19 protein-coding genes are annotated in these 19,319 nt (G+C 48.8%); 13 read left to right on the forward strand and 6 right to left on the reverse strand.

From position 1 onward, the window contains the following. Nucleotides 1-23: 23 nt before the first annotated feature. Together ACLIIY_RS20620 and pdxY are read left to right on the forward strand one after the other, a co-directional pair. Nucleotides 24-206, forward strand: a complete 183-nt coding sequence (locus ACLIIY_RS20620) for an AbrB/MazE/SpoVT family DNA-binding domain-containing protein (protein WP_020195607.1) — start codon at nt 24-26, stop codon at nt 204-206. A gap of 107 nt (nt 207-313) precedes the next feature. After that, entirely contained in the window at nt 314-1,183 is an 870-nt protein-coding gene (gene pdxY / locus ACLIIY_RS20625) for a pyridoxal kinase PdxY (protein ID WP_009706525.1), read from the forward strand. 83 nt (nt 1,184-1,266) lie between these two features. Here the strand turns inward: pdxY and ACLIIY_RS20630 are convergent, their stop codons facing one another. The 4 genes from ACLIIY_RS20630 to ACLIIY_RS20645 all read right to left on the reverse strand — a co-directional run bounded on the left by ACLIIY_RS20630 (nt 1,267) and on the right by ACLIIY_RS20645 (nt 4,494). Beyond that, entirely contained in the window at nt 1,267-1,761 is a 495-nt protein-coding gene (locus tag ACLIIY_RS20630) for a type IV pilin (protein ID WP_331403923.1), read from the reverse strand. 169 nt (nt 1,762-1,930) lie between these two features. Further along, complete coding sequence (locus tag ACLIIY_RS20635; RefSeq protein WP_005437818.1) at nt 1,931-2,608, reverse strand: 3-oxoacid CoA-transferase subunit B; 678 nt, start codon at nt 2,606-2,608, stop codon at nt 1,931-1,933. Continuing rightward, on the reverse strand, nt 2,608-3,261 hold the full coding sequence (locus ACLIIY_RS20640; RefSeq protein WP_033005678.1) for a CoA transferase subunit A: 654 nt from the start codon (nt 3,259-3,261) through the stop codon (nt 2,608-2,610). The genes ACLIIY_RS20635 and ACLIIY_RS20640 overlap by 1 nt, the downstream gene beginning before the upstream one ends. Nucleotides 3,262-3,288: 27 nt before the next feature. Next, a complete protein-coding gene (locus ACLIIY_RS20645) occupies nt 3,289-4,494 on the reverse strand; it encodes an acetyl-CoA C-acetyltransferase (protein WP_434529280.1) in 1,206 nt (401 codons plus the stop codon). Between the two features lie 180 nt (nt 4,495-4,674). Between ACLIIY_RS20645 and ACLIIY_RS20650 the strand changes: the two genes are divergently transcribed. Continuing rightward, nucleotides 4,675-5,562 carry a TIM barrel protein gene (locus ACLIIY_RS20650; RefSeq protein ID WP_434529281.1) on the forward strand — a complete coding sequence of 296 codons (888 nt, stop codon included), beginning with the start codon at nt 4,675-4,677 and terminating at the stop codon, nt 5,560-5,562. Nucleotides 5,563-5,593: 31 nt separating this feature from the next. Further along, complete coding sequence (locus tag ACLIIY_RS20655; protein WP_434529509.1) at nt 5,594-6,343, forward strand: sulfite exporter TauE/SafE family protein; 750 nt, start codon at nt 5,594-5,596, stop codon at nt 6,341-6,343. A gap of 12 nt (nt 6,344-6,355) precedes the next feature. On the opposite strand, the gene ACLIIY_RS20660 is transcribed toward ACLIIY_RS20655, so the two are convergent. Together ACLIIY_RS20660 and ACLIIY_RS20665 are read right to left on the reverse strand one after the other, a co-directional pair. Continuing rightward, nucleotides 6,356-7,246, reverse strand: a complete 891-nt coding sequence (locus tag ACLIIY_RS20660) for a LysR family transcriptional regulator (protein ID WP_434529282.1) — start codon at nt 7,244-7,246, stop codon at nt 6,356-6,358. Nucleotides 7,247-7,316: 70 nt separating this feature from the next. Beyond that, a complete protein-coding gene (locus ACLIIY_RS20665) occupies nt 7,317-8,759 on the reverse strand; it encodes a sugar porter family MFS transporter (protein ID WP_005437831.1) in 1,443 nt (480 codons plus the stop codon). Nucleotides 8,760-9,297: 538 nt separating this feature from the next. On the opposite strand from ACLIIY_RS20665, the gene iolE reads away from it, so the two are divergent. The 9 genes from iolE (at nt 9,298) to iolG (ending at nt 19,244) form a co-directional block, all read left to right on the forward strand. Next, nucleotides 9,298-10,191, forward strand: a complete 894-nt coding sequence (gene iolE / locus ACLIIY_RS20670; protein WP_005437833.1) for a myo-inosose-2 dehydratase — start codon at nt 9,298-9,300, stop codon at nt 10,189-10,191. A gap of 93 nt (nt 10,192-10,284) precedes the next feature. After that, nucleotides 10,285-12,156: a 3D-(3,5/4)-trihydroxycyclohexane-1,2-dione acylhydrolase (decyclizing) gene (gene iolD / locus ACLIIY_RS20675; RefSeq protein ID WP_005437835.1), complete on the forward strand. Its 1,872-nt coding sequence runs from the start codon at nt 10,285-10,287 to the stop codon at nt 12,154-12,156. A 98-nt stretch (nt 12,157-12,254) separates the two neighbouring features. Continuing rightward, entirely contained in the window at nt 12,255-13,430 is a 1,176-nt protein-coding gene (locus tag ACLIIY_RS20680; RefSeq protein ID WP_005437837.1) for a Gfo/Idh/MocA family protein, read from the forward strand. Between the two features lie 12 nt (nt 13,431-13,442). Beyond that, nucleotides 13,443-14,429, forward strand: a complete 987-nt coding sequence (gene iolC, locus ACLIIY_RS20685) for a 5-dehydro-2-deoxygluconokinase (protein WP_434529283.1) — start codon at nt 13,443-13,445, stop codon at nt 14,427-14,429. 180 nt (nt 14,430-14,609) lie between these two features. After that, nucleotides 14,610-15,479, forward strand: a complete 870-nt coding sequence (locus tag ACLIIY_RS20690; RefSeq protein WP_038868950.1) for a 5-deoxy-glucuronate isomerase — start codon at nt 14,610-14,612, stop codon at nt 15,477-15,479. Nucleotides 15,480-15,489: 10 nt separating this feature from the next. Further along, nucleotides 15,490-16,317 carry a class II fructose-bisphosphate aldolase gene (locus tag ACLIIY_RS20695; RefSeq protein WP_005437843.1) on the forward strand — a complete coding sequence of 276 codons (828 nt, stop codon included), beginning with the start codon at nt 15,490-15,492 and terminating at the stop codon, nt 16,315-16,317. Nucleotides 16,318-16,389: 72 nt separating this feature from the next. Further along, nucleotides 16,390-17,223 (forward strand): MurR/RpiR family transcriptional regulator, encoded by an 834-nt coding sequence (locus ACLIIY_RS20700; RefSeq protein ID WP_434529284.1) that lies wholly within the window; start codon nt 16,390-16,392, stop codon nt 17,221-17,223. Between the two features lie 185 nt (nt 17,224-17,408). Further along, on the forward strand, nt 17,409-18,236 hold the full coding sequence (locus tag ACLIIY_RS20705) for a sugar phosphate isomerase/epimerase family protein (protein ID WP_005437845.1): 828 nt from the start codon (nt 17,409-17,411) through the stop codon (nt 18,234-18,236). A 21-nt stretch (nt 18,237-18,257) separates the two neighbouring features. Then, a complete protein-coding gene (gene iolG / locus ACLIIY_RS20710) occupies nt 18,258-19,244 on the forward strand; it encodes an inositol 2-dehydrogenase (RefSeq protein ID WP_434529285.1) in 987 nt (328 codons plus the stop codon). Nucleotides 19,245-19,319: the final 75 nt, after the last annotated feature.

The raw sequence follows: 19,319 nt of genomic DNA on the forward strand, positions 1-19,319 counted from the left end.
TTTCGACAATTGGGGGACGAAAGATGATTAGCCAACCTGTTAAGATCGGTGACGATACCGTCGTAGTCATTCCAAGCGTGATCCTGAGCGAGCTCGGGATAAGGGAAGGGGACACCCTCGAAATTGCGCTCAATAAAGACAAAATGGAAATTAAGAAAATGGTTCTGAAAACCAGCTCTCCAAACGATTCCAGCGAAGAAGGCTAGAATTGAGTTAGAGAATCTTGGTTTGTCGGATACACTACTGGTTTCGCAAATCTGGCGCTCGCCGCTGTCTTTGAACTATTGATAACAACAAGAAGAGGTCTGGTACTATGCAAGGTATCCTCTCTATACAATCTCATGTTTCTTTTGGTCACGCTGGTAACAGCAGTGCCGTTTTCCCAATGCAACGCATGGGTTTCGAAGTGTGGCCTATTCACACGGTTCAATTTTCTAACCACACCCAGTATCAAGAAGGCTGGACGGGTCGTGCGTTTTCGGCTGATGACATCAGCGAATTAGTTCGTGGTCTTGGCAATATTGGCGCGCTAGAGAAGTGCCAAGCCGTTCTGACTGGCTACCAAGGCAGTGCTGAGCAATGTCTGGCAGTAGAAGATACCGTCACCAAAGTTAAACAAGCGAATCCAGAAGCGCTTTACGTGTGTGACCCAGTGATGGGCGCGCCAGACAAAGGCTGTATTGTTGCGCCGGGTATCGCAGAAAACTTGTTGAATCGTCTCATGCCAATGGCGGATGTGATCGTGCCTAACCAGTTCGAGCTAAGCCAATTTGCAGAGATGGAAATTCACACGTTGGATGACGCAATCAACGCTTGTCAGCGTGCGCTAGCAAAAGGCCCTAAAGTGGTGTTGGTGAAACACCTTTACTGCCTGTCAGATGATAGCTTCAACATGCTACTTGCAACGTCAGAAGGCACTTACCTAGCGAAGCGTCCACATTTTGAATTTGCTAAAGCACCCGTAGGCGCTGGCGACTTGATTTCGGCGATTTTCACCGCTGGTCTATTGAAAGGTTGGACGCCAAAACAAGCGTTCCAACACTGCCACGATGCTTGCTACGGTGTACTTAACGCAACTTACCAAGCGGGCGAATGGGAACTGCAAACCATCGCAGCACAGCAAGAGTTCGTTGAGCCTAGCGCGCACTTCCCATTAGAAGAAGTAACACTCAGCCAAGCGTAATTTCAGGCTGTAAGTAGTAAAAAGGGAGCACTTAGCTCCCTTTTTGATTTCTATAGCCTGTTCTACACAGCGTTAAGTCTGCCCTAACAGCGAGAGGTATCAACCTTAAAGCTGTGTCCATCCGCGCCTTTGCCATCCATTCGGTAGTAGGCGTAGCATTTGCCTGCCATGAGGGCTTCTGGTGATTCGTCATTTCCATACCCAACCATGGAGTATTGGTTGTTCTCGATGAAGACTAAATCTGTCTGTTTCATCTCGTCGGTGATGGTTAGGTTATCGAAGAAGCTGATCTGCTCACCGCACTCACTTTGGGTTTCTGGGTAGCCATTGTAAAACTCTTGATACCCAGCGGCGGTTAAGACGCACTGGTCGGCCCCTTGGTCTTGCTTAAAGGCTTTCGCATTCTGATTGAGAATGGAAACGTGATACTGCATGTCGGCGAAGATCACTTGAATGGCGGCTGTGCGGGCATCAGAAGTTCGTTGGTTGGAGTGATAAACGGCATACGCGGTTAAGCCTCCGAGCACGACAGCCGTTAGCAGCCACTCTTTCGACGAGAATCCAGACAACAATCTCATTGGTTTTTACCCTAAATACAACTCAACCATGCGCATAACAGGGCGGGATTCTACGCATGGTTTGAGGGAATTTTAAGGGCAAACTGCGTGTTTCAGAAAAACCTGACACAAAATTGAAGAACGATCAAATTATGAAGAGAGGAGCATATTGCTCCTCTTGCATTTAGCGTTAATTTGGTGTCGGCATTGAAATAAGGTTAGGCGATACAATCAGTTGAGCTTCCGTTGCCGCTTGTACCTCTTCAACGGAAAACTCCGGCGCGAGTTCGGTTAACATCATGCCTTTATCGGTGATTTCGAACACGCCCATCTCGGTAACAATCAAATCCACCTGACCCACGGCGGTCAGCGGTAAAGTGCAATGCTTGAGCAGTTTAGGGTTGCCTTTCACTGTGTGTTCCATGGCGACAATCACTTTCTTTGCGCCGACCACAAGATCCATTGCACCGCCCATTCCCGGGACCATTTTGCCCGGAATGATCCAGTTGGCGAGGTTACCACGCTCATCGACTTGCAGCGCACCAAGCACGGTTGAATCCACGTGGCCACCGCGAATGATGGCAAAAGAGTCGGCACTGTTAAAGTAACATGATCCCGCGATTGCTGTGATGTTCTGTCCGCCGGCATTGACCAGATCAGGGTCGATTTCTGCCTCAGAAGCGAGTTTATCAATGCCAATTAAGCCATTTTCCGCTTGCAGTAATAGCTCGACGTCTTTGTCTACTTCATTGGCAACCAGCGTTGGTAGGCCGATCCCTAGGTTAACGATGTCGCCATCTTGCATCTCTTGAGCAACGCGCCATGCAATGCGGCGGCGAACGACTTCTTTATCTAATTGTGCAGTCATTAGTTGTCCTCCACTAAGATGTAATCGACGTACAAACTTGGGGTATGCACGGCTTCGGGTTCAATGTCGCCTAATTCCACAATCTGCTCTGGTTCCACCACCACGGTTTCTGCCGCAGTGGCCATTAAAGGGTTAAAGTTCTGGGTGGTTTTGCTATAGAAAACGTTGCCGCGACGATCAACTTTAGAGCCACGAATCAGCGCTAGGTCGGCTTTCAGTGGCATTTCCAAGAGATATTGTTTGCCATCAACTTCAATCACGCGTTTGTTCTCTGCGACGATGGTGCCAAGCCCGGTTGGTGTTAGTACGCCACCCAAACCCGCGCCAGCACTGCGAATGCGCTCTGCCAATGAACCTTGAGGAACAAGCTCCACTTCAAGTGTGCCTTCGTTCATTTGTTTGCCCGTTTCGGGGTTGGTGCCGATGTGTGAGGCATACAGTTTCTTCACGCGTTTTTCTGCAATAAGTCGACTAGAGCCACGACCCGGTGAGCCTGTGTCGGTACTGATTAAGGTAATGTCTTTGATGTCCTTTTTGATCAGCAAGTCAATCAAACGCTCTGGGGCTCCCGTCGCCATAAAGCCACCAATCATGATGGTCATGCCGTCGTGTAGCAGGTCTTCAATTTGCTCTGTAGTGGCTGCTTTTTTTATGTTTTTTGTGTCCATGAGAGATTCCTTCTAGCAACGTTTTAAAATCAACGCCGTGCCCATGCCGCCGCCAATACAAAGTGATGCCAAGCCGTAATCGCGGCGTGTGCGTTGCAGTTGATAAACCAAGGTGGTCACAATGCGGTTACCGGATGCGCCGATTGGGTGACCCAGTGCAATGGCACCGCCACTTAAGTTGCTGCGTTCTAGCAGCCACGCTTCATCGATATTGTGTTGCTCGGTAAGGGAGCGAACTACGCCAAGTGCTTGCGCAGCAAAGGCTTCGTTAAGCTCAAACACGTCGATATCTTCAATCGCCATTTCGGCTTTGGCTAAGGTATTGGCAATCGCAGACACCGGACCTAAGCCCATCACCTCTGGGGCGATAGCACCTTGTCCGTATTCGACGAGTTCTGCTAGTGGCTTGAGGTTGTGGCGTTTCACTGCGCTTTCGGAAGCGAGCAAAATTGCGGATGCGCCATCGTTAATACCGGATGCATTGCCTGCGGTAACGCTGCCCTCTTTATCGAATGCAGGGCGCAGCGCTTGTAAGCCTTCAAAGGTACTGTCGGCTTTCGGATATTCGTCGTTTTTCACTTCGAATTGGCGTTTGCGATCCACAATCGTAATTGGCGCAATTTCCGCTTCAAAATGACCACTTTCTATCGCGCTGACTGCTTTACGTTGGCTTTGTAAGGCAAAGGCATCCTGGTCTTCTCGGCTGATTTGGAATTGCTTGGCGATGTTTTCTGCCGTAACACCCATGTGGTAGTTGTGGAAGGCATCCGTCAAACCGTCTTTGATGATGCTGTCTTCTTGGAGTTGATGACCCATGCGGTAGCCGCGACGAATCTGGCCAGAAGAGACATAAGGTGCGTTAGACATGCTCTCCATACCGCAAGTAAGCACTAACTCAGCATCGCCCGCTCGGATGTGGCTTGCACCGTCCATGATGACTTTCATGCCACTGCCGCAAATCATATTGAGGGTGTAAGCGGGAACGGATTCTGGAATGCCTGCCTTCATTGCGGCTTGACGTCCCGGTCCCATGCCTGCGCCTCCAGTTAGTACGTTGCCCACAATCACTTCATCGATTTGTTCTGGGGCAATGTCCACTTGCTCCAAAGCTGCCTTGATGGCATGAGCACCCAGTTCCACACCAGACAATGACGCTAACGAGCCATTAAAGCTGCCAATTGGGGTGCGCTTTGCCGCCACAATAAAGATTCGTTCCATACCGCTGTTTACTCCGTAATCGTTCTGTCACAACCAGTGTAGGGAGTGCGATGTGCTCGCGATATAGCCAGGAATTCAAAGCCGCTTTGCGAAAATGCAAAGTACAAACGAGGCGCAAATCACGAACTTTTACCCTTACCAATCTTAAGGTGAAAGGAAATCAACTTAGGAGAAAAACACATGCTTGATCGTATTGCTTGCGCCCCATGTTGCTGGGGAGTGGAAGAGGCATCTCATGCGACCAACCCAAGCTGGGGAAAGGTGTTAATGGATGCGAGTGACAGTGGCTTTCGTGGTATCGAATTGGGGCCGGATGGCTTCTTCCCTGAAGATCCTGAACTGCTGAAAAGTGCGTTTCGCGTACGTGGATTGCAGGTGTGCGCAGGCAAGGTACAAGTGCCATTTTGCGATTCTGCAAACATGCTAGCCATTTTGGAAGAAGTCGACACCGTTTGTCAGCGTTTAGATTCATTGGGTGTAAAGAACTTGCTGGTGATGGAAGGCATTCATGCGGAGCGTTATGGCTATATCGGGCAAAGCGTCACTGCGCCGCGTTTGAAAATGGAAAGTAAACGAACCATGATTGCCAACCTCGAACGCATCATTAGCGTGGCTAGCCAATATGGTTTGCGCTGTTTGCTTCATCCGGGCATTGGCGGTTACATCAGTTATAAAGACGAGATCGATTTTGTCATGAGCCAGATCCCAGCGAACAAGCTCGGACTTTGCATTGATATCGGGCATGCGTTTTTAGACGGGATGGATCCGCTGGGGCTTATCCGTCAGTACCGAACGCGCATCGAGCATATTCATGTCAAAGATGTCTCGACGGATAAATTGAGGTTAGCTATCCGCGATAAGTTGGAGTGGGTCGATGCGTACAGCAAAGGGCTGATTACGCCACTAGGGGATGGCGATATCAAGTTGCAACAAGTAATGAGTGCACTTAAAGCGGCCGACTATCAAGGTTGGATCGTGGTCGAGCATGAACACGGTACGGCAGATGTGAGCCAGGTTTCCCGAGATTTAAAACGCAGTCGTGATTATCTCGCTCAGATTGTGGCGTAGTTCGATATTCAATTCTAAAAAGGTAACGATGATGCTCAGCGATCCTTGGTTCTATCTTTTGGCGATTCCTGCGGTGTTAATCTATGGCATTGGTAAAGGTGGGCTCGGTGGAGCGCTGGGCATTTTGGCCGTTCCTATGATGGCGCTGGTGGTGCCGCCAACACAAGCGGCGGCGATTTTATTGCCCATTCTGTTAGTAATGGATGCCTTTGCGGTGCGTCATCATTACCGAAATGCCGATATGGGAGTGCTTAAAACCATGCTGCCTGGGGCTTTGCTTGGGGTGGTATTCGCGGGCTTATTTCTGAGTATCACACCAGAATCGGGGTTGAAGATCACCGTTGGCGTGCTGTCTTTGCTGTTCTGTTTTCAGTATTGGTTAAGTGGTGAAGCACCATCTCAATCAGGGAAGTTAGGTGCTTGGATTTGGAGCACTCTGAGCGGCTTTTCCAGTACTGCAATTCATGCTGGTGGCGGTCCCGCGAGTATTTATTTACTCCCATTGAAACTACCTAAAATCACCCTGATAGCGACCATGGCGGTATTGTTCGGCATAGTGAATGTAGCGAAACTCGTGCCTTACATTTGGCTTGGTGAGTTTGATTCGACTAACTTGATGACAGCGCTAGTGTTGATTCCACTCGCGCCTGTTGGCGTTAAGATGGGTGTGTATCTTTTGCATCGCGTCAGTCAGGAAAGAATCTATCAGCTCTGTTACTTGTTCTTGTTTCTTTCAGGCGCCAAGCTGACTTTCGATGGCGTCAGCACTTTATTGTTTTAAATCCAATCCGTCCTAACAAGGCTTTTCTAATAAGAACTCTTTGAATTTTATCGCCACTGGAGAGGCGGTTTTTGGGGAATGATAGTACAGATTCAAACTCCAAATACTGGTCTCATACTCTTCCAATAGCGGTACCAATTCGCCTTTATCTACTGCTTCTGTCGTGACAAATTGCGGTAAGTACGCGACGCCTGCACCCTTTAAGCTGCCACTGAGCAATAAGTCACTGTCATTCACTTCAATTGTTTTTGGCACTTTCAGCACCATGTTTTCCATTCCTTGACGGAAGATCCAATCATTGCTGCCTGTCAGTGTGGTTGCAATCAAGCAAGCGTGGTCTCGTAGTGCTTCTGGATGCGTGGGCAAGCCATGCTTTTCTAGATATTGAGGCGAAGCCACGACGATAAACGGGCACTGCATCAGCTCGCGTTTCACCAGTAATAAATCTTTTTCACGGTAGCCTTGGAAGCTAGCGTTAGCGCTGATCATCAGGTCACAAGTACTGGCATGATCCAATGCCCAAGGAGTGACGTTGATGTTGAAGGTCACCTTTGGGTTGAGCTTGGAATACTCGGCGATTTTATCCATCAGGTAGTGATTGGCATACACGGGCGTGCACGCAATATTGATATGACCTTTTTCGCTGTCTTGGAAGTCTTCTAATTTGCGGCTGATACGCTCGGCACTGTCGACTAAAGGAGAGAACTCTTCATATAAGGTTTGCCCTGCTTGAGTGGCCTCCAATAATCGGTTCGAGCGGTGGCATAGGGTAGTACCGAAATGTTGTTCCAGTTCTTGCAGCCAGCGGCTTCCGGCAGAGACCGAAATATTGAATTTTCGCGCAGCGGAGGAGATAGACCCAGAACGGATCACGTAGACAAAGAACGCCATTTTATCGAGCATGAGGTTTGCCTCCAAAAGCAAAAGGGAACAAGTGCTAACACCTGTTCCCTTTGTAAAACATTAAGTTATCTTATGCACGTGCTTCAGTCGCAGTTCCAGATACTTTTTTACCCAGTTTTTTCGCCATTGCTTCTTCCATTTTCTCCAAGCTGACGCCTTTGGTTTCAGGCACATACTTGACGACCACGAACATACAAATGAGCGACAACACACCGAATAACCAGAAGGCAAAGGCACCGTTGAAGTTCTCTTGTAGGTAGGCGTTTTCATTGAGCATTGGGAAAGACTGCGTCACGATAAAGCCAGTAAACCATTGTGCACCGACCGCGATGGCCATGGCACGAGAGCGAATACTGTTCGGGAAGATTTCTGAAATCATCGTCCAACATGCACAGCCCCAAGATGTCGCGTACGACACTACGTACAGACACAGTGCGAATAACGCCGCGTAACCTTCTGTTTGCTGGTAAAGCACGTAGCCAACAATGAACATACCGAATGCACAGCCAATGGTGCCGTATTTCATCAGTGGCAAGCGGCCGACTTTATCGATCAGGTACATACCCAAGGCGTTACCACCGATAAATACGATACCCACGAACGTCGTTTGGAATAGCGCGTTTTCAGTAGAGCCTGTGATTGGTTTTAAGATCTCAGGAGTGTAGTACATGATCACGTTGATACCGGTTAGCTGCTGAGCTGCCGCGACAAACGTACCGATAACCAAAATTGCGAACAGCAATGGCGAGCGCAGGCTGACCTTGTTCTTCTTCGCACCATGGCTTTCCACTAACGACTCCTGGATCTCTTTGATCAAACGATCCGCGTGTTTTGGGTTAGAAATTCGAGAGAGCGTCGCTTTTGCTTCGGCGACTTTGCCTTTTAATACCAGCCAACGTGGGGATTCTGGGATGAGGAACAACAACATTGCGAAAAGCGCGGCAGGAATCACTTCTGAGCCGAGCATCCAACGCCAGCCCATGTCTACTAGCCAAGCTTCTGACATGCCTTTTGCGATGAGGTAGTTAACGTAGAACACACCAGTCTGGCCAATAACTGCCGATTGCTGGAACATGCTCACCGCGCGACCTCGATAATCTTTTGGCGCTACTTCTGACATGTACATTGGTGATACCACACAAGCAAGGCCAACAGCGACCCCGCCAACGATGCGTAGAACAGTGTAGAAGGTGAAGTCGGTTGCGAGGGCGGAGCCTATAGCGGAAATAATGAAGAGGATGGCGGCGATAAAGAGGGTGTTGCGTCGGCCGTATTTAAGGGCTGCCCAGCCTGCGCTGACCGCACCGATGATACTACCTAATACTACGCTGGATACAGCCCAGCCAGTTTGAGCTGGTGACAATCCAAAGTATTCGCGGATTGGACCAATTGCGCCAGAGATAACAGCAGTGTCGTAACCTAATAAGATGCCTCCGAGCGCAGCGATACAACAAATCCTAACGATGTAGGCAAGATTGTGCTTTCGAGCTTCGGCCTTGGATGTAGCTTCCATTGTTTTTTCCTTTATTAGATCCCCAAGCTTTCCTTTAACCATCGAATAAGATCAAGTTGGGTAGCGGCCAATACTCTGTTTTGTAGGGTACGAGTATTGGGTATCTATATTGCCGACTTTTAATGTTTATTAGATGTATGAAAATTATTTTTCATTTGTCGGTTGCATTTATCATATTTAGTCTTTTGTCATTCGACTAGTTGTCTGTTCGTTTTTTATCCTAAAGTGTTACCCAAATCAAAAAATGAAAAACATTTTTCATTTTGGTTTTTGTGATTAAGTTGTTGAAAATTAAAGATAAAAATAAAATGAGATCTAGCTCAAACTTGCTTGAAAGGCACGTGGTTGCTGAGGTTTTTCATGATTTAACAATTTGATGACATCGATTTCATCTGGTGAAAAATATTTTTCATTTAAATTTTTTTTCGCTAATGTAATTTCCAGTGAAACGAAATCGGTGAAAGAAAAGCATCTATAAAAACCACGCTTTTACTTCACGACATTTATTAAATAACGCAAACATTGTCGGAGAATAAAAATGAGCAACGTGCAATATGGAATTAGCCCACTGACTTGGACCAACGATGACATGCCTGAATTAGGCGGCGATATCCCATTGGAAACGTGTCTAAGTGAAATGGCAGAAGCTGGTTTCACTGGTACAGAGCTAGGTACTAAGTACCCACGTGAGCCAGAAGTTCTAATCCCTCTACTAGAAAAACATGGCCTAGTGCTCGCTTCTGGCTGGTACAGCGGCAATCTCATGAAGCTGACAGCGGAAGAAGAAATCGCAGCGATGCAAGAGCATATCAAATTGCTTAAGGCTGCTGGCTGTAAAGCAATGGTGTTCGGTGAAGTGAGCAACACGGTTCACGGCGACATCAACACGCCACTTTCTCAACGCGTGATCCTTACTATGGACGAGTGGAAAACCTACTGCGCGAAGTTAACTCAAGTTGCGGAATACCTGCTTAACGAGCACGACATCAAACTGTCTTTCCACCATCACGTCGGCACCATCTGTGAAACAGAAGACGACATCAACATCATGATGGAATTCACTGGCGAAGCCGTTTACCTAACCCTAGATACGGGTCACATCACTTACGGTGGTGGTAACCCAGTGACCATGATCAAGCGTTGGGGTCATCGTATTGGTCACATGCACTTTAAAGACCTTCGTCTAGAAGTAATGAAAGCTGCGCGTGATGCAGACAAATCATTCCTAAACGCAGTACTTGATGGCGTATTCACTGTTCCTGGTACAGGTGACGTGGATTACGACGACGTATTCGCAGCACTGAAAGAGCGTAACTACCAAGGCTGGTTGCTGGTTGAAGCAGAGCAAGACCCAGCGAAAGCACACCCATTGACGTACGCGAAAACCGCTTACGAGAACATCACAGGCTACGCGAAGAAATACGGCCTATAAGAGCACAAGCAAGGAAGGGGAGATTCGTCTCCCCTGTATCAAGCCGCGGAGACAACGTGGCTACAAAAATGATTGATACTACCGGGGAAGACAATGAAAACTGTACGCCTAACTGTTGCAGAAGCGCTAGCTCAGTACCTAGCCGCACAAATGATTGAAATTGATGGTAAAAAAGAACAGCTGTTTGGTGCGGCGTTTGCCATCTTTGGTCACGGTAACGTGACGTGTTTTGGTCAACAGCTAAAAAATATCGAAGACAAAATTCCGACTTGGCGTGGTCAAAATGAGCAGTCGATGGCAACAGCGGCAATCGCGTATGCCAAAGCGAACTTACGTCGTCGCATCGGTATCGCGACCAGTTCGATTGGTCCGGGTGCAACCAATATGGTTACCGCAGCAGGTATCGCACACACAAACCGTTTACCAGTGCTTTTGATTTCTGGTGATGCTTACGTCAGTCGTCTGCCAGATCCTGTGCTTCAACAGCCAGAGAATTTCTACGATCCTTCGATCACTTGTAACGATGCGTTCAAACCGCTAACACGTTACTGGGATCGCATTATCTCGCCAACGCAATTGATGCATTCATTGCCTCAGGCAATTGACACCATGCTTGACCCAGAAACCTGTGGTCCAGCGTTTATCGGCTTACCACAAGATATTCAGGGCGTGGCTTACGATTTCCCTGAAGTCTTCTTCCAAGAAAAAGTACACCGCATTCGTCGTCCAGAGCCAGAAGTGGCTGATCTAGAAGATGCAAAAGCGGCGCTGCTTAGCGCGAAACAACCTTTGGTTATCTCTGGCGGTGGCGTGCATTACTCACTAGCAACGGACGAGTTGGCTGCCTTTGCGAAAAAACACAACATCCCAGTGGTTGAGACCATTGCTGGTCGCGCCACGATGCTGCAAGACAATCCTCTAAACGCAGGTCCAATCGGCGTGACAGGTTCAGACTCTGCAAACTACATGGCAGCGCATGCGGATGTGGTGTTGGCTGTGGGTACTCGCTTACAAGACTTCACGACAGGCTCTTGGTCGGTGTTCAAGAACCCAGATATGAAGCTAGTTACCATCAATACCGCACGTTTTGATGCCATTAAACATCGTGCTATTCCAGTTAAAGCAGACGCAAAACGTGGCTTAGTTGAGCTGTCCAACCTACTGGGCGATTTCCGTAGCAGTGACGAGTGGGCGGCAACGGCGAAAGCGCAAGCAGATGAATGGAAAGCCGTGGTGCATCGTCGTACTCATCCTCAACCAGGCGACCTACTCGACGGTACGTCTTCTTATGCAGAAGTGATTGGCAAGCTCAACAAGTCTATGCAGCCGGGCGACACCGTACTTACGGCAGCGGGTGGCTTACCAGCAGAGCTCGCGATGAACTGGCAGAACTACCAAATTGGTAAGTTCGACATTGAATTCGGCTTCTCTTGCATGGGTTATGAAATCGCAGGTGGCTGGGGTGCGAAAGTCGCGAACCCAGATAACGATGTGGTTGTGCTCGTCGGCGATGGCTCTTACCTGATTCAAAACTCAGACATCTACTCGTCAGTTCTGACGGGTCACAAGATGATTGTTGTGGTATGCGACAACGGTGGTTTCGCAGTGATCAACAAGCTGCAAAACAATACGGGTAACGAGTCGTTCAATAACCTATTGGAAGACTGTCGCCGTCCTGATGGCGAGGTAGCTCGCGTGGACTTTGCTAAGCATGCCGAAGCGCAAGGCGCAATCAGTGAGAAGTTGACCTCAATCGACCAGTTTGATGACGCATTCCAACGCGCTAAAGAAGCCGACCGTACTTACGTGATTGTGGTCGACATCGATCCAGTATCGCCAATGGCTTGGTCTAAGTGTGATTGCTGGTGGGAAGTGGGTCTTCCTCAAGTGACACGCAATGACGACACCGCAGAGAAAGTGGCGGCATGGGAAGAAGGCAGAGCAGCGCAACGTGCCGGCGTTTAAGCCCAAACCGATTTATGTATCAAAACATCCAGCTTTAAAACAGATTTCAACAATTCGATTTATAGGCTCTTAAACAAGAGCCTATCAAGGAGTCAAACATGTTTAATGAAGAACGTCATTTTGAGCAACCAATCCGTTGGGCAATGGTCGGCGGTGGTCGTGGCAGTCAGATCGGTTACTCGCACCGTAATGCGGCGCAGCGCGATGGTTTGTTCAAATTGGTCGCTGGTGCATTCGATTTGGATGCGGATCGTTGTCGTGATTTCGGTGAGAACTTGGGTCTAGATGGCGACCGTTGCTATGCAAATTACAAAGAGATGTTTGAGAAAGAAGCGCAACGCGAAGATGGCATTCAAGCTGTTTCGGTCGCAACGCCAAACTCAACTCACTACGAAATTTGTAAAGCAGCACTGGAAGCTAACTTACACGTGGTGTGTGAAAAACCAATCACCTTCACGACGGAAGAAGCAGAAGAGCTCAAACAGATCGCAGCAGAGCGCAATCGCGTGATTGGCGTGATGTACGGTTACAGCGGTTTCCCAATGGTCCAGCAAGCTCGTGAAATGGTGAAGCGTGGTGATCTGGGTGAGATTCGTGTTGTGAACATGCAATTTGCTCACGGCTTCCACAACGAAGAATACGAGAAAAACGATCCAGGTTTGAAATGGCGTGTCAGCCCAGAAGTCTCTGGTCCAACTTATGTTCTGGGTGATGTGGGTACACACGCTTTCTACCTGTGTGAAGTGATGACAGGTCTTGAAATCGACCGCCTGTCTTGCATGCGTCAAAGCTTCATCAAGTCACGTGCTCCGCTCGAAGATAACGCTCATATCATGATGCAATTCAAAGATGGCGCAGTTGGTACGCTTTGGGCATCGGCAGTGAATGCAGGTTCGATGCACCAACAAAAAATCCGCATCGTCGGTTCGAAAGCGTCCATCGAATGGTGGGATGAGCAACCAAACCAACTTCGTTTTGAAGTCCAAGGTGAAGCACCACGCATTCTAGAGCGTGGCATGGGCTACCTATACCAAGATGCACCGGGTGTGGCTTCTAACCGTGTTGGTGGTGGTCATGCAGAAGGTTACTTCGAATCATGGGCGAACCTATACCACCGTTTCGCGTTGGCATTCGATGCGGCTGACCGTGATGACCAACAAGCGCTATCTGAAATTTGGTTCCCAGGTATCGACGCAGGTATCGAAGGCGTGCGCCTATGCGAGAAGTGTGTGGAATCTGCAGACCAGAACGCCGCTTGGGTTGAATACAAATAATAGGAACAGACGATGACAAACATTGCACTTGAAACAAATCGACCATTGGATGCCATCGTTTTAGGACGTGCGGGCGTAGATCTCTACGCTCGCGAAGCTAAAACCGACATGGCGGACATCTCTGGCTTCAACAAATTCGTTGGCGGCTCAGCAGCAAACATTGCGGTGGGCATTGCCAAGTTAGGCGGTAAGGTCGGCTTTATTGGCTGCGTGGCTGACGATGCATTCGGGGGTTACGTCAAGGGTTACATGACGGAGCAAGGCATCAACCTTGACGGCATGAGAACCGATGATTCTGGTTCGCGTACTTCGGTGGCATTCACAGAGATGAAGCCAAAAGATTGCACCGTGCTTATCTACCGTAACAACGCATCGGATTTGACCATCAAACCAGAAGAGATCGACCCAGCTTACATCGCTAGCTCAAAAGTCTTGGTAGTCACGGGTACGGCCTTGTCGGAAAGCCCAAGTCGTGAAGCTACTTTGATTGCGATGCAGCATGCGCGCCGTAGCAATACCTTAGTGGTGATGGATGTTGATTACCGTCCTTACTCTTGGCGCACGGATACTGATGCTTCGATTTACTACGGCATTGCCGCAGGTCTTTCAGACATCGTTATTGGTAACCGTGAAGAGTTCGACATGATGGAAACCGTCATTGCTCCGGGCAACACCGATGATGACCAAACGGCGGCTCGTTTCTTAACAGAGAACACTCAAGTGGTGGTGGTAAAAGCCGGTGAGCATGGCTCGAAAGTGTACGACCGTGCTGGTCATAAGTTCGAGCAAGGCATTTTCCGAGTGGAAGCTAATAAACCATTTGGCTCTGGTGATTCGTTTGCGGGCGGTCTGATTTGGACGCTAGTTACTGGCGGTTCGTTAGAAGAGGGCGTACGCAACGGCACGGCTGCAGCGGCGATTAATGTCAGCGGTCACAGCTGCACAGAAGCCATGCCAACCAAGGAACAACTATTCGATTTTATTGAGACGCGAAGTTAAGCACGGTTTGGTGCTTTCGGGCACCACATTGCTGCGCGTTTGGTCTCCCGGGCCGGTATGTCACTTGAGGGTAACCAAACAGTGCGCGTACACACCATCGTGGCCCGGCTTTTTTGTTAAGCCACTTTCAGAAGGATAGGACAGTCTCGTTATCAAACGAACTGTGAGGAGAAAAGAAAAATGGGAAAACACATTCCACCATTTGATAACAAGAATGAACCAATTATTGGTGCGAACGACGAAGTAACGCCGCTATGTTACTTCAACCAAGTGTTCTTGAATCAGAACGAAACTTTTGACCATGTTATTGAAGGGTATGAGTCTGTCATCGTATTGGCTGGCGGTACTTGCAGCATCACCGTAACGAAAGACGGCGAGAGCGAAACGTTCGACAACATTGGTAAGCGTAAGTCAGTTTGGGACGGCAACCCAGAAGCGGTTTACGTACCACTTGGCTACCGCGCGACCATCCAATGTGTGAGTGACAAAGCTGACGTCATGATTGCGGGTGGCAAGTTTGAAGCGTCACTGGAGCCTTTCTGTGTGCGCGAAGAGAACGTAGACATGGTGCAATACGGTTCGGATGACACCAAAACTCACCGCAAGATCAAACACGTGCTTGGTCAATCCAATGCAGACAAACGTGGTCGCTTATTGGTGAGTGAACTATTCACCGTTGGGGCAGGCGGTTGGTCTGGCTTCCCTCCACACAAGCACGATGAAGATCGTGTTAAGCCTGACGGCAGCAAAGAAACCCTTTACGAAGAAGTGTATCAATTCCGCTTCAACCCAGATTTCGGCTTTGGTGCGCAGTTCCTATACGAGCACGAAGACGACTTTGGTCCGGTTTACCACGTGCGCACGGGCTCTGTGATTGCCATCGATAAAGGCTATCACCCAAGTGTGGCTGCGCCGGGCTACGAAATGTATTACTTCACCATCATCGTTGGCAAAACAGAGAAATCTTTGATTCAGCACTTTGATCCGCACCACGAATACCAAGTGGAAACGATCCCTGGCATCAAAGACATGATCGCGAAATTTAAGTAGGGGAATCATCATGTTGGTAAATTTGAATGACCTATTGCCGGAGGCTGCGGCATCTAACTACGCTGTCCCTTGCTTTAATGTGTTCGGCTTTGAAGATGCACGTGCTGTTGTTGAAGCGGCAGAGCAAGTGAACAAACCGGTAATTCTGGCTTGTAACAAAGACGTGGTGGATTTTTATGGCGTCGAAACCGCTGCGGCAATGTTCCTAAATCTGGCGCACAAGAGCACAGTGCCTGTTGTGCTTCACCTTGACCACACTTACGAAGAAGACATCGTCTTTCGCGCGCTTAAAGCCGGGTTTAGTTCTGTGATGTTTGATGGCTCGCAACTGACGTTGGACGAGAACATTGCTCGCACCAAGAAAGTTGTTGAAGTGGCGCATGCGTTAGGAGCATCGGTTGAGGGTGAAATTGGTTCGGTGCCTTATGAAGAAGGTCGCGACCACATAAAATCTATTTACACAGAACCGGAAGATGCGGCGCGCTTTGCAGAAGAGAGTGGCGTTGATTGTGTCGCAATTTCCGTCGGCAACGTTCACCGCTTAACCGAGCCAACTTGTACTATCGATTTTGGTCGCTTAGACCGTATCGCAAATGCTGTGGCGGTGCCGTTGGTGATTCATGGTTCGAGTGGTATCCGCGATGAAGACATGCTCAAGCTCAAGCAAAGCCGCGTGTCCAAGTTCAATATTGGCACCTGCTTGCGTCAGGCTCTGGGTCATAATCTTCGCGATTACATGAATCAGGAACCGCAAAAGTTTGACCGTATTTACTTCATGCAAAAGGCGATGCCTTATGTGAAAGAAGAAGCGGTACGAAACTTTGAATTATTATCTTAAAATAGCGGCCCCTTTTGTTACTATAAGGGGCCTCTATCTCCAAGCGTTCATTGATAGGAGAGCAGTATAACTATGGATGTTGAAGTGAAAGCACCTGCAGATTTAGACACACTAAAAGAGTTAATCGCAAAGCGTTACGACAGTTTGAGCGGGCGTTTGCAGCAAGTCGCGGATTTCGTAACCGACCAGCCGATGCTGGTGGCGGTAGAAACCATGGCGACCATTGCCAAGCAAGCCAACGTACCCCTGTCGACCTTAAGTCGATTCTCTAATGCGATGGGCTTTGATGGCTTCACTTCTATGCAAGTACTGTTTCGCGATCAATATTTGAATCGCCCGAGAGATTATAAAGAGCGCGTTCGTAAAGCTCGTGAGATGGAGGACGTCCCGCATGACTCGCCTCAAGCCATCTTCCAAGATTTCGGACACGCGAACATTGAAGCATTAGAACAGCTTCAAATGTCGGTCTCTCCTCAAAAGCTGGAACGTGCAGTGGCTCTGATGGATGGTGCAGAAACCATCTACATTCAGGGTACTCGCCGTGCTTATCCAGTGGCTTTCTATCTTTGGTACGCCCTCATGAAATCTGACAAGAGTGTCGTGCTCTTGGATGATCACGGTGGCATGTTGTCTCCGTTAACTCGACGAATGAACGATAAAGACGTTCTGTTTGCTATCACCTTCAATCCATACGCGGAAGAAACCAGCCAACTGATTGATGATGCTTGCAAAAAGAACGTGCCGATTGTCTGCATTACTGACAACCAAATGACGCCTCATGGCAGCAAAATGGATGTCTGTTTTGAAGTACAAGAAGGCGAATTGATGGGCTTCCGTTCGCTCAGCAGCTCCATGTATTTGGCGCAGGCGGTTGCGGTGAGTCTGATTTGTCGAGAAGTGAAGTAATTTCATCGCTCAGTAATCTCGAATAGGGACGCGATCCTGCGAGCGAATAAGCAGTAAAGCGCGCAGATTTTTCCATACCTTTGTCCACTGATTAGGTGCAACTTAGCGGTTGTGCTGCGGGTTTGCTCGAGCTGAATTCGGCTTATGTCCTGCAATGTACAGGGCAGTGAGAAGAGGTAAATCTGATGCGTTTTGCTCTACATGGCATGTGCTCCCTGCACAGCAATATCCTATCTGATGTCCGACTCGCCAAAGAAACTGGCTATCAAGGGCTCGAAATCCACACCGAAAAACTCTGGCGTTACATTCAGGCTGGCTTCACCGCTGAGCAACTCAAACAGCGCATGGATGAGTTTGGCATTGTTCCAACGGCGATCGACATCATTGGTGCGGTTGAAGTGACAGATAAAGCCAGCCAACGCCAACTGTTCCAAGATTCAGAGACGCTGTGCCGTTTTGCGCAAGCCGTGGGTGCACCTACCATCCAGCTCAATGCTTTTGAGGCATTAAATGGCTTAACCAAAGAGCAAAACATCGAACTCACGGCGCAGAACATTCGCCAGATTGCCGACATTGGTAAGAGCTATGGCATCCGTTTCCAATATGAAGGCGCGGCTTGGACTCCAATCGCCAAGCTGGAAGATTACTTCCGCCTTTACGACGCCGTCGGCCGCGACAACTTTGGTTTTGTTCTGGATACATGGCACCTATGGGCATGTCGCGGTGCAACGTTGGAGCAAGTGGCAAATATCGATGCCGAGCTGATTTACAACGTGCACTTGTCTGATGGTAAGCGCCCTGCTCCGGGCGAGGCTTGGCCAGATGAGCGCGCTCTGCGTGGTTACTTACTAGGACAAGGTGAAGTGCCATTAAAAGAATGGGTCGATGCAATTCGCCAAACAGGTTACGACGGCTTCTATTCTGGTGAGTTCCTCAATGACCAACTGTGGGAAGGGGATTACTACGACATCGCCGCAGATATGTTGGCGGGCATGAAGCGTCAATTCGACTAAGCGACACAGAAAGGATTTCCTATGTTTAATATTGCTTTATTTGGAGCGGGTCGAATTGGTCAAGTGCATGCGGTCAATATCGAACGTTCACCAGAAACTACGATTTATTCGCTTATAGAACCTTATGAGGTCTATGCGGATCAGTTTTGTGCGCAATATCCGCAGACAAAACGCCAAACCGTGGAAGAAGCGATGGCGGATGACAACGTTCATGCGGTGTGCATTTGCTCTTCAACCGATACTCATGCGGATTTGATTGAGCGAGCAGCAAAAGCAGGTAAAGCTATTTTTTGTGAGAAGCCAATCGACCTTGATTTGGGGCGAGTACGTGATTGCTTGGGCGTAGTAAACCAGCATAAAGTGCCTTTCCTATTAGGTTTTAATCGCCGCTTTGACCCGCATTTCTTGAGCCTTAAGAAAGCGCTGGATGATGGTCAAATTGGTGAACCAGCAAGCGTAATTATCACCTCTCGCGATCCTGCGCCACCGCCAGCGCAATACAGTAAGTCGTCGGGAGGCATGTTCCGTGATATGACGATTCACGACCTCGACATGGCGCGGTTTATCTTAGGGGAAAATCCCATCGCAGTTACTGCACATGGCAGCTGCAAGGTAGATCCTGCCATCGGTGACGCGGGAGATATCGATACCAGTGTGGTGACGCTTACATTCCCTTCTGGTGCGATGGCAACGATTCATAACAGTCGTCGCTCTGGCTACGGATACGATCAACGCCTCGAAGTGCATGGCGAGAAAGGTATGCTGCAAGTGGCGAATCTAACTGAAAATCTAGTCAGCCGCAGTACAGAAACAGGCCAAGCAGGCGCAACACCGAAGTACTTCTTCTTAGAGCGTTATGAGCGTGCTTACGTAGCAGAGTGGCAACACTTTGTTGAAGTGCTGAAAGGCGAAGCGCCATGCTGCTCTGGCATAGATGGTGAGATTGCTCTGACGTTAGCGGACGCTGCGTTAGAATCCATGCGAACTGGGAAGACGGTTCGTTTGTAGGTCATCCTTAACAGGATACAAAAAGGGGAGCCGCGTTGGCTCCCCTTTCTATTTCTTACATCAAAGATGCGTATA

The sequence above is a fragment of the Vibrio sp. K4 genome, assembly GCF_051122595.1.
Classification (GTDB): Bacteria; Pseudomonadota; Gammaproteobacteria; order Enterobacterales; family Vibrionaceae; genus Vibrio; species Vibrio owensii.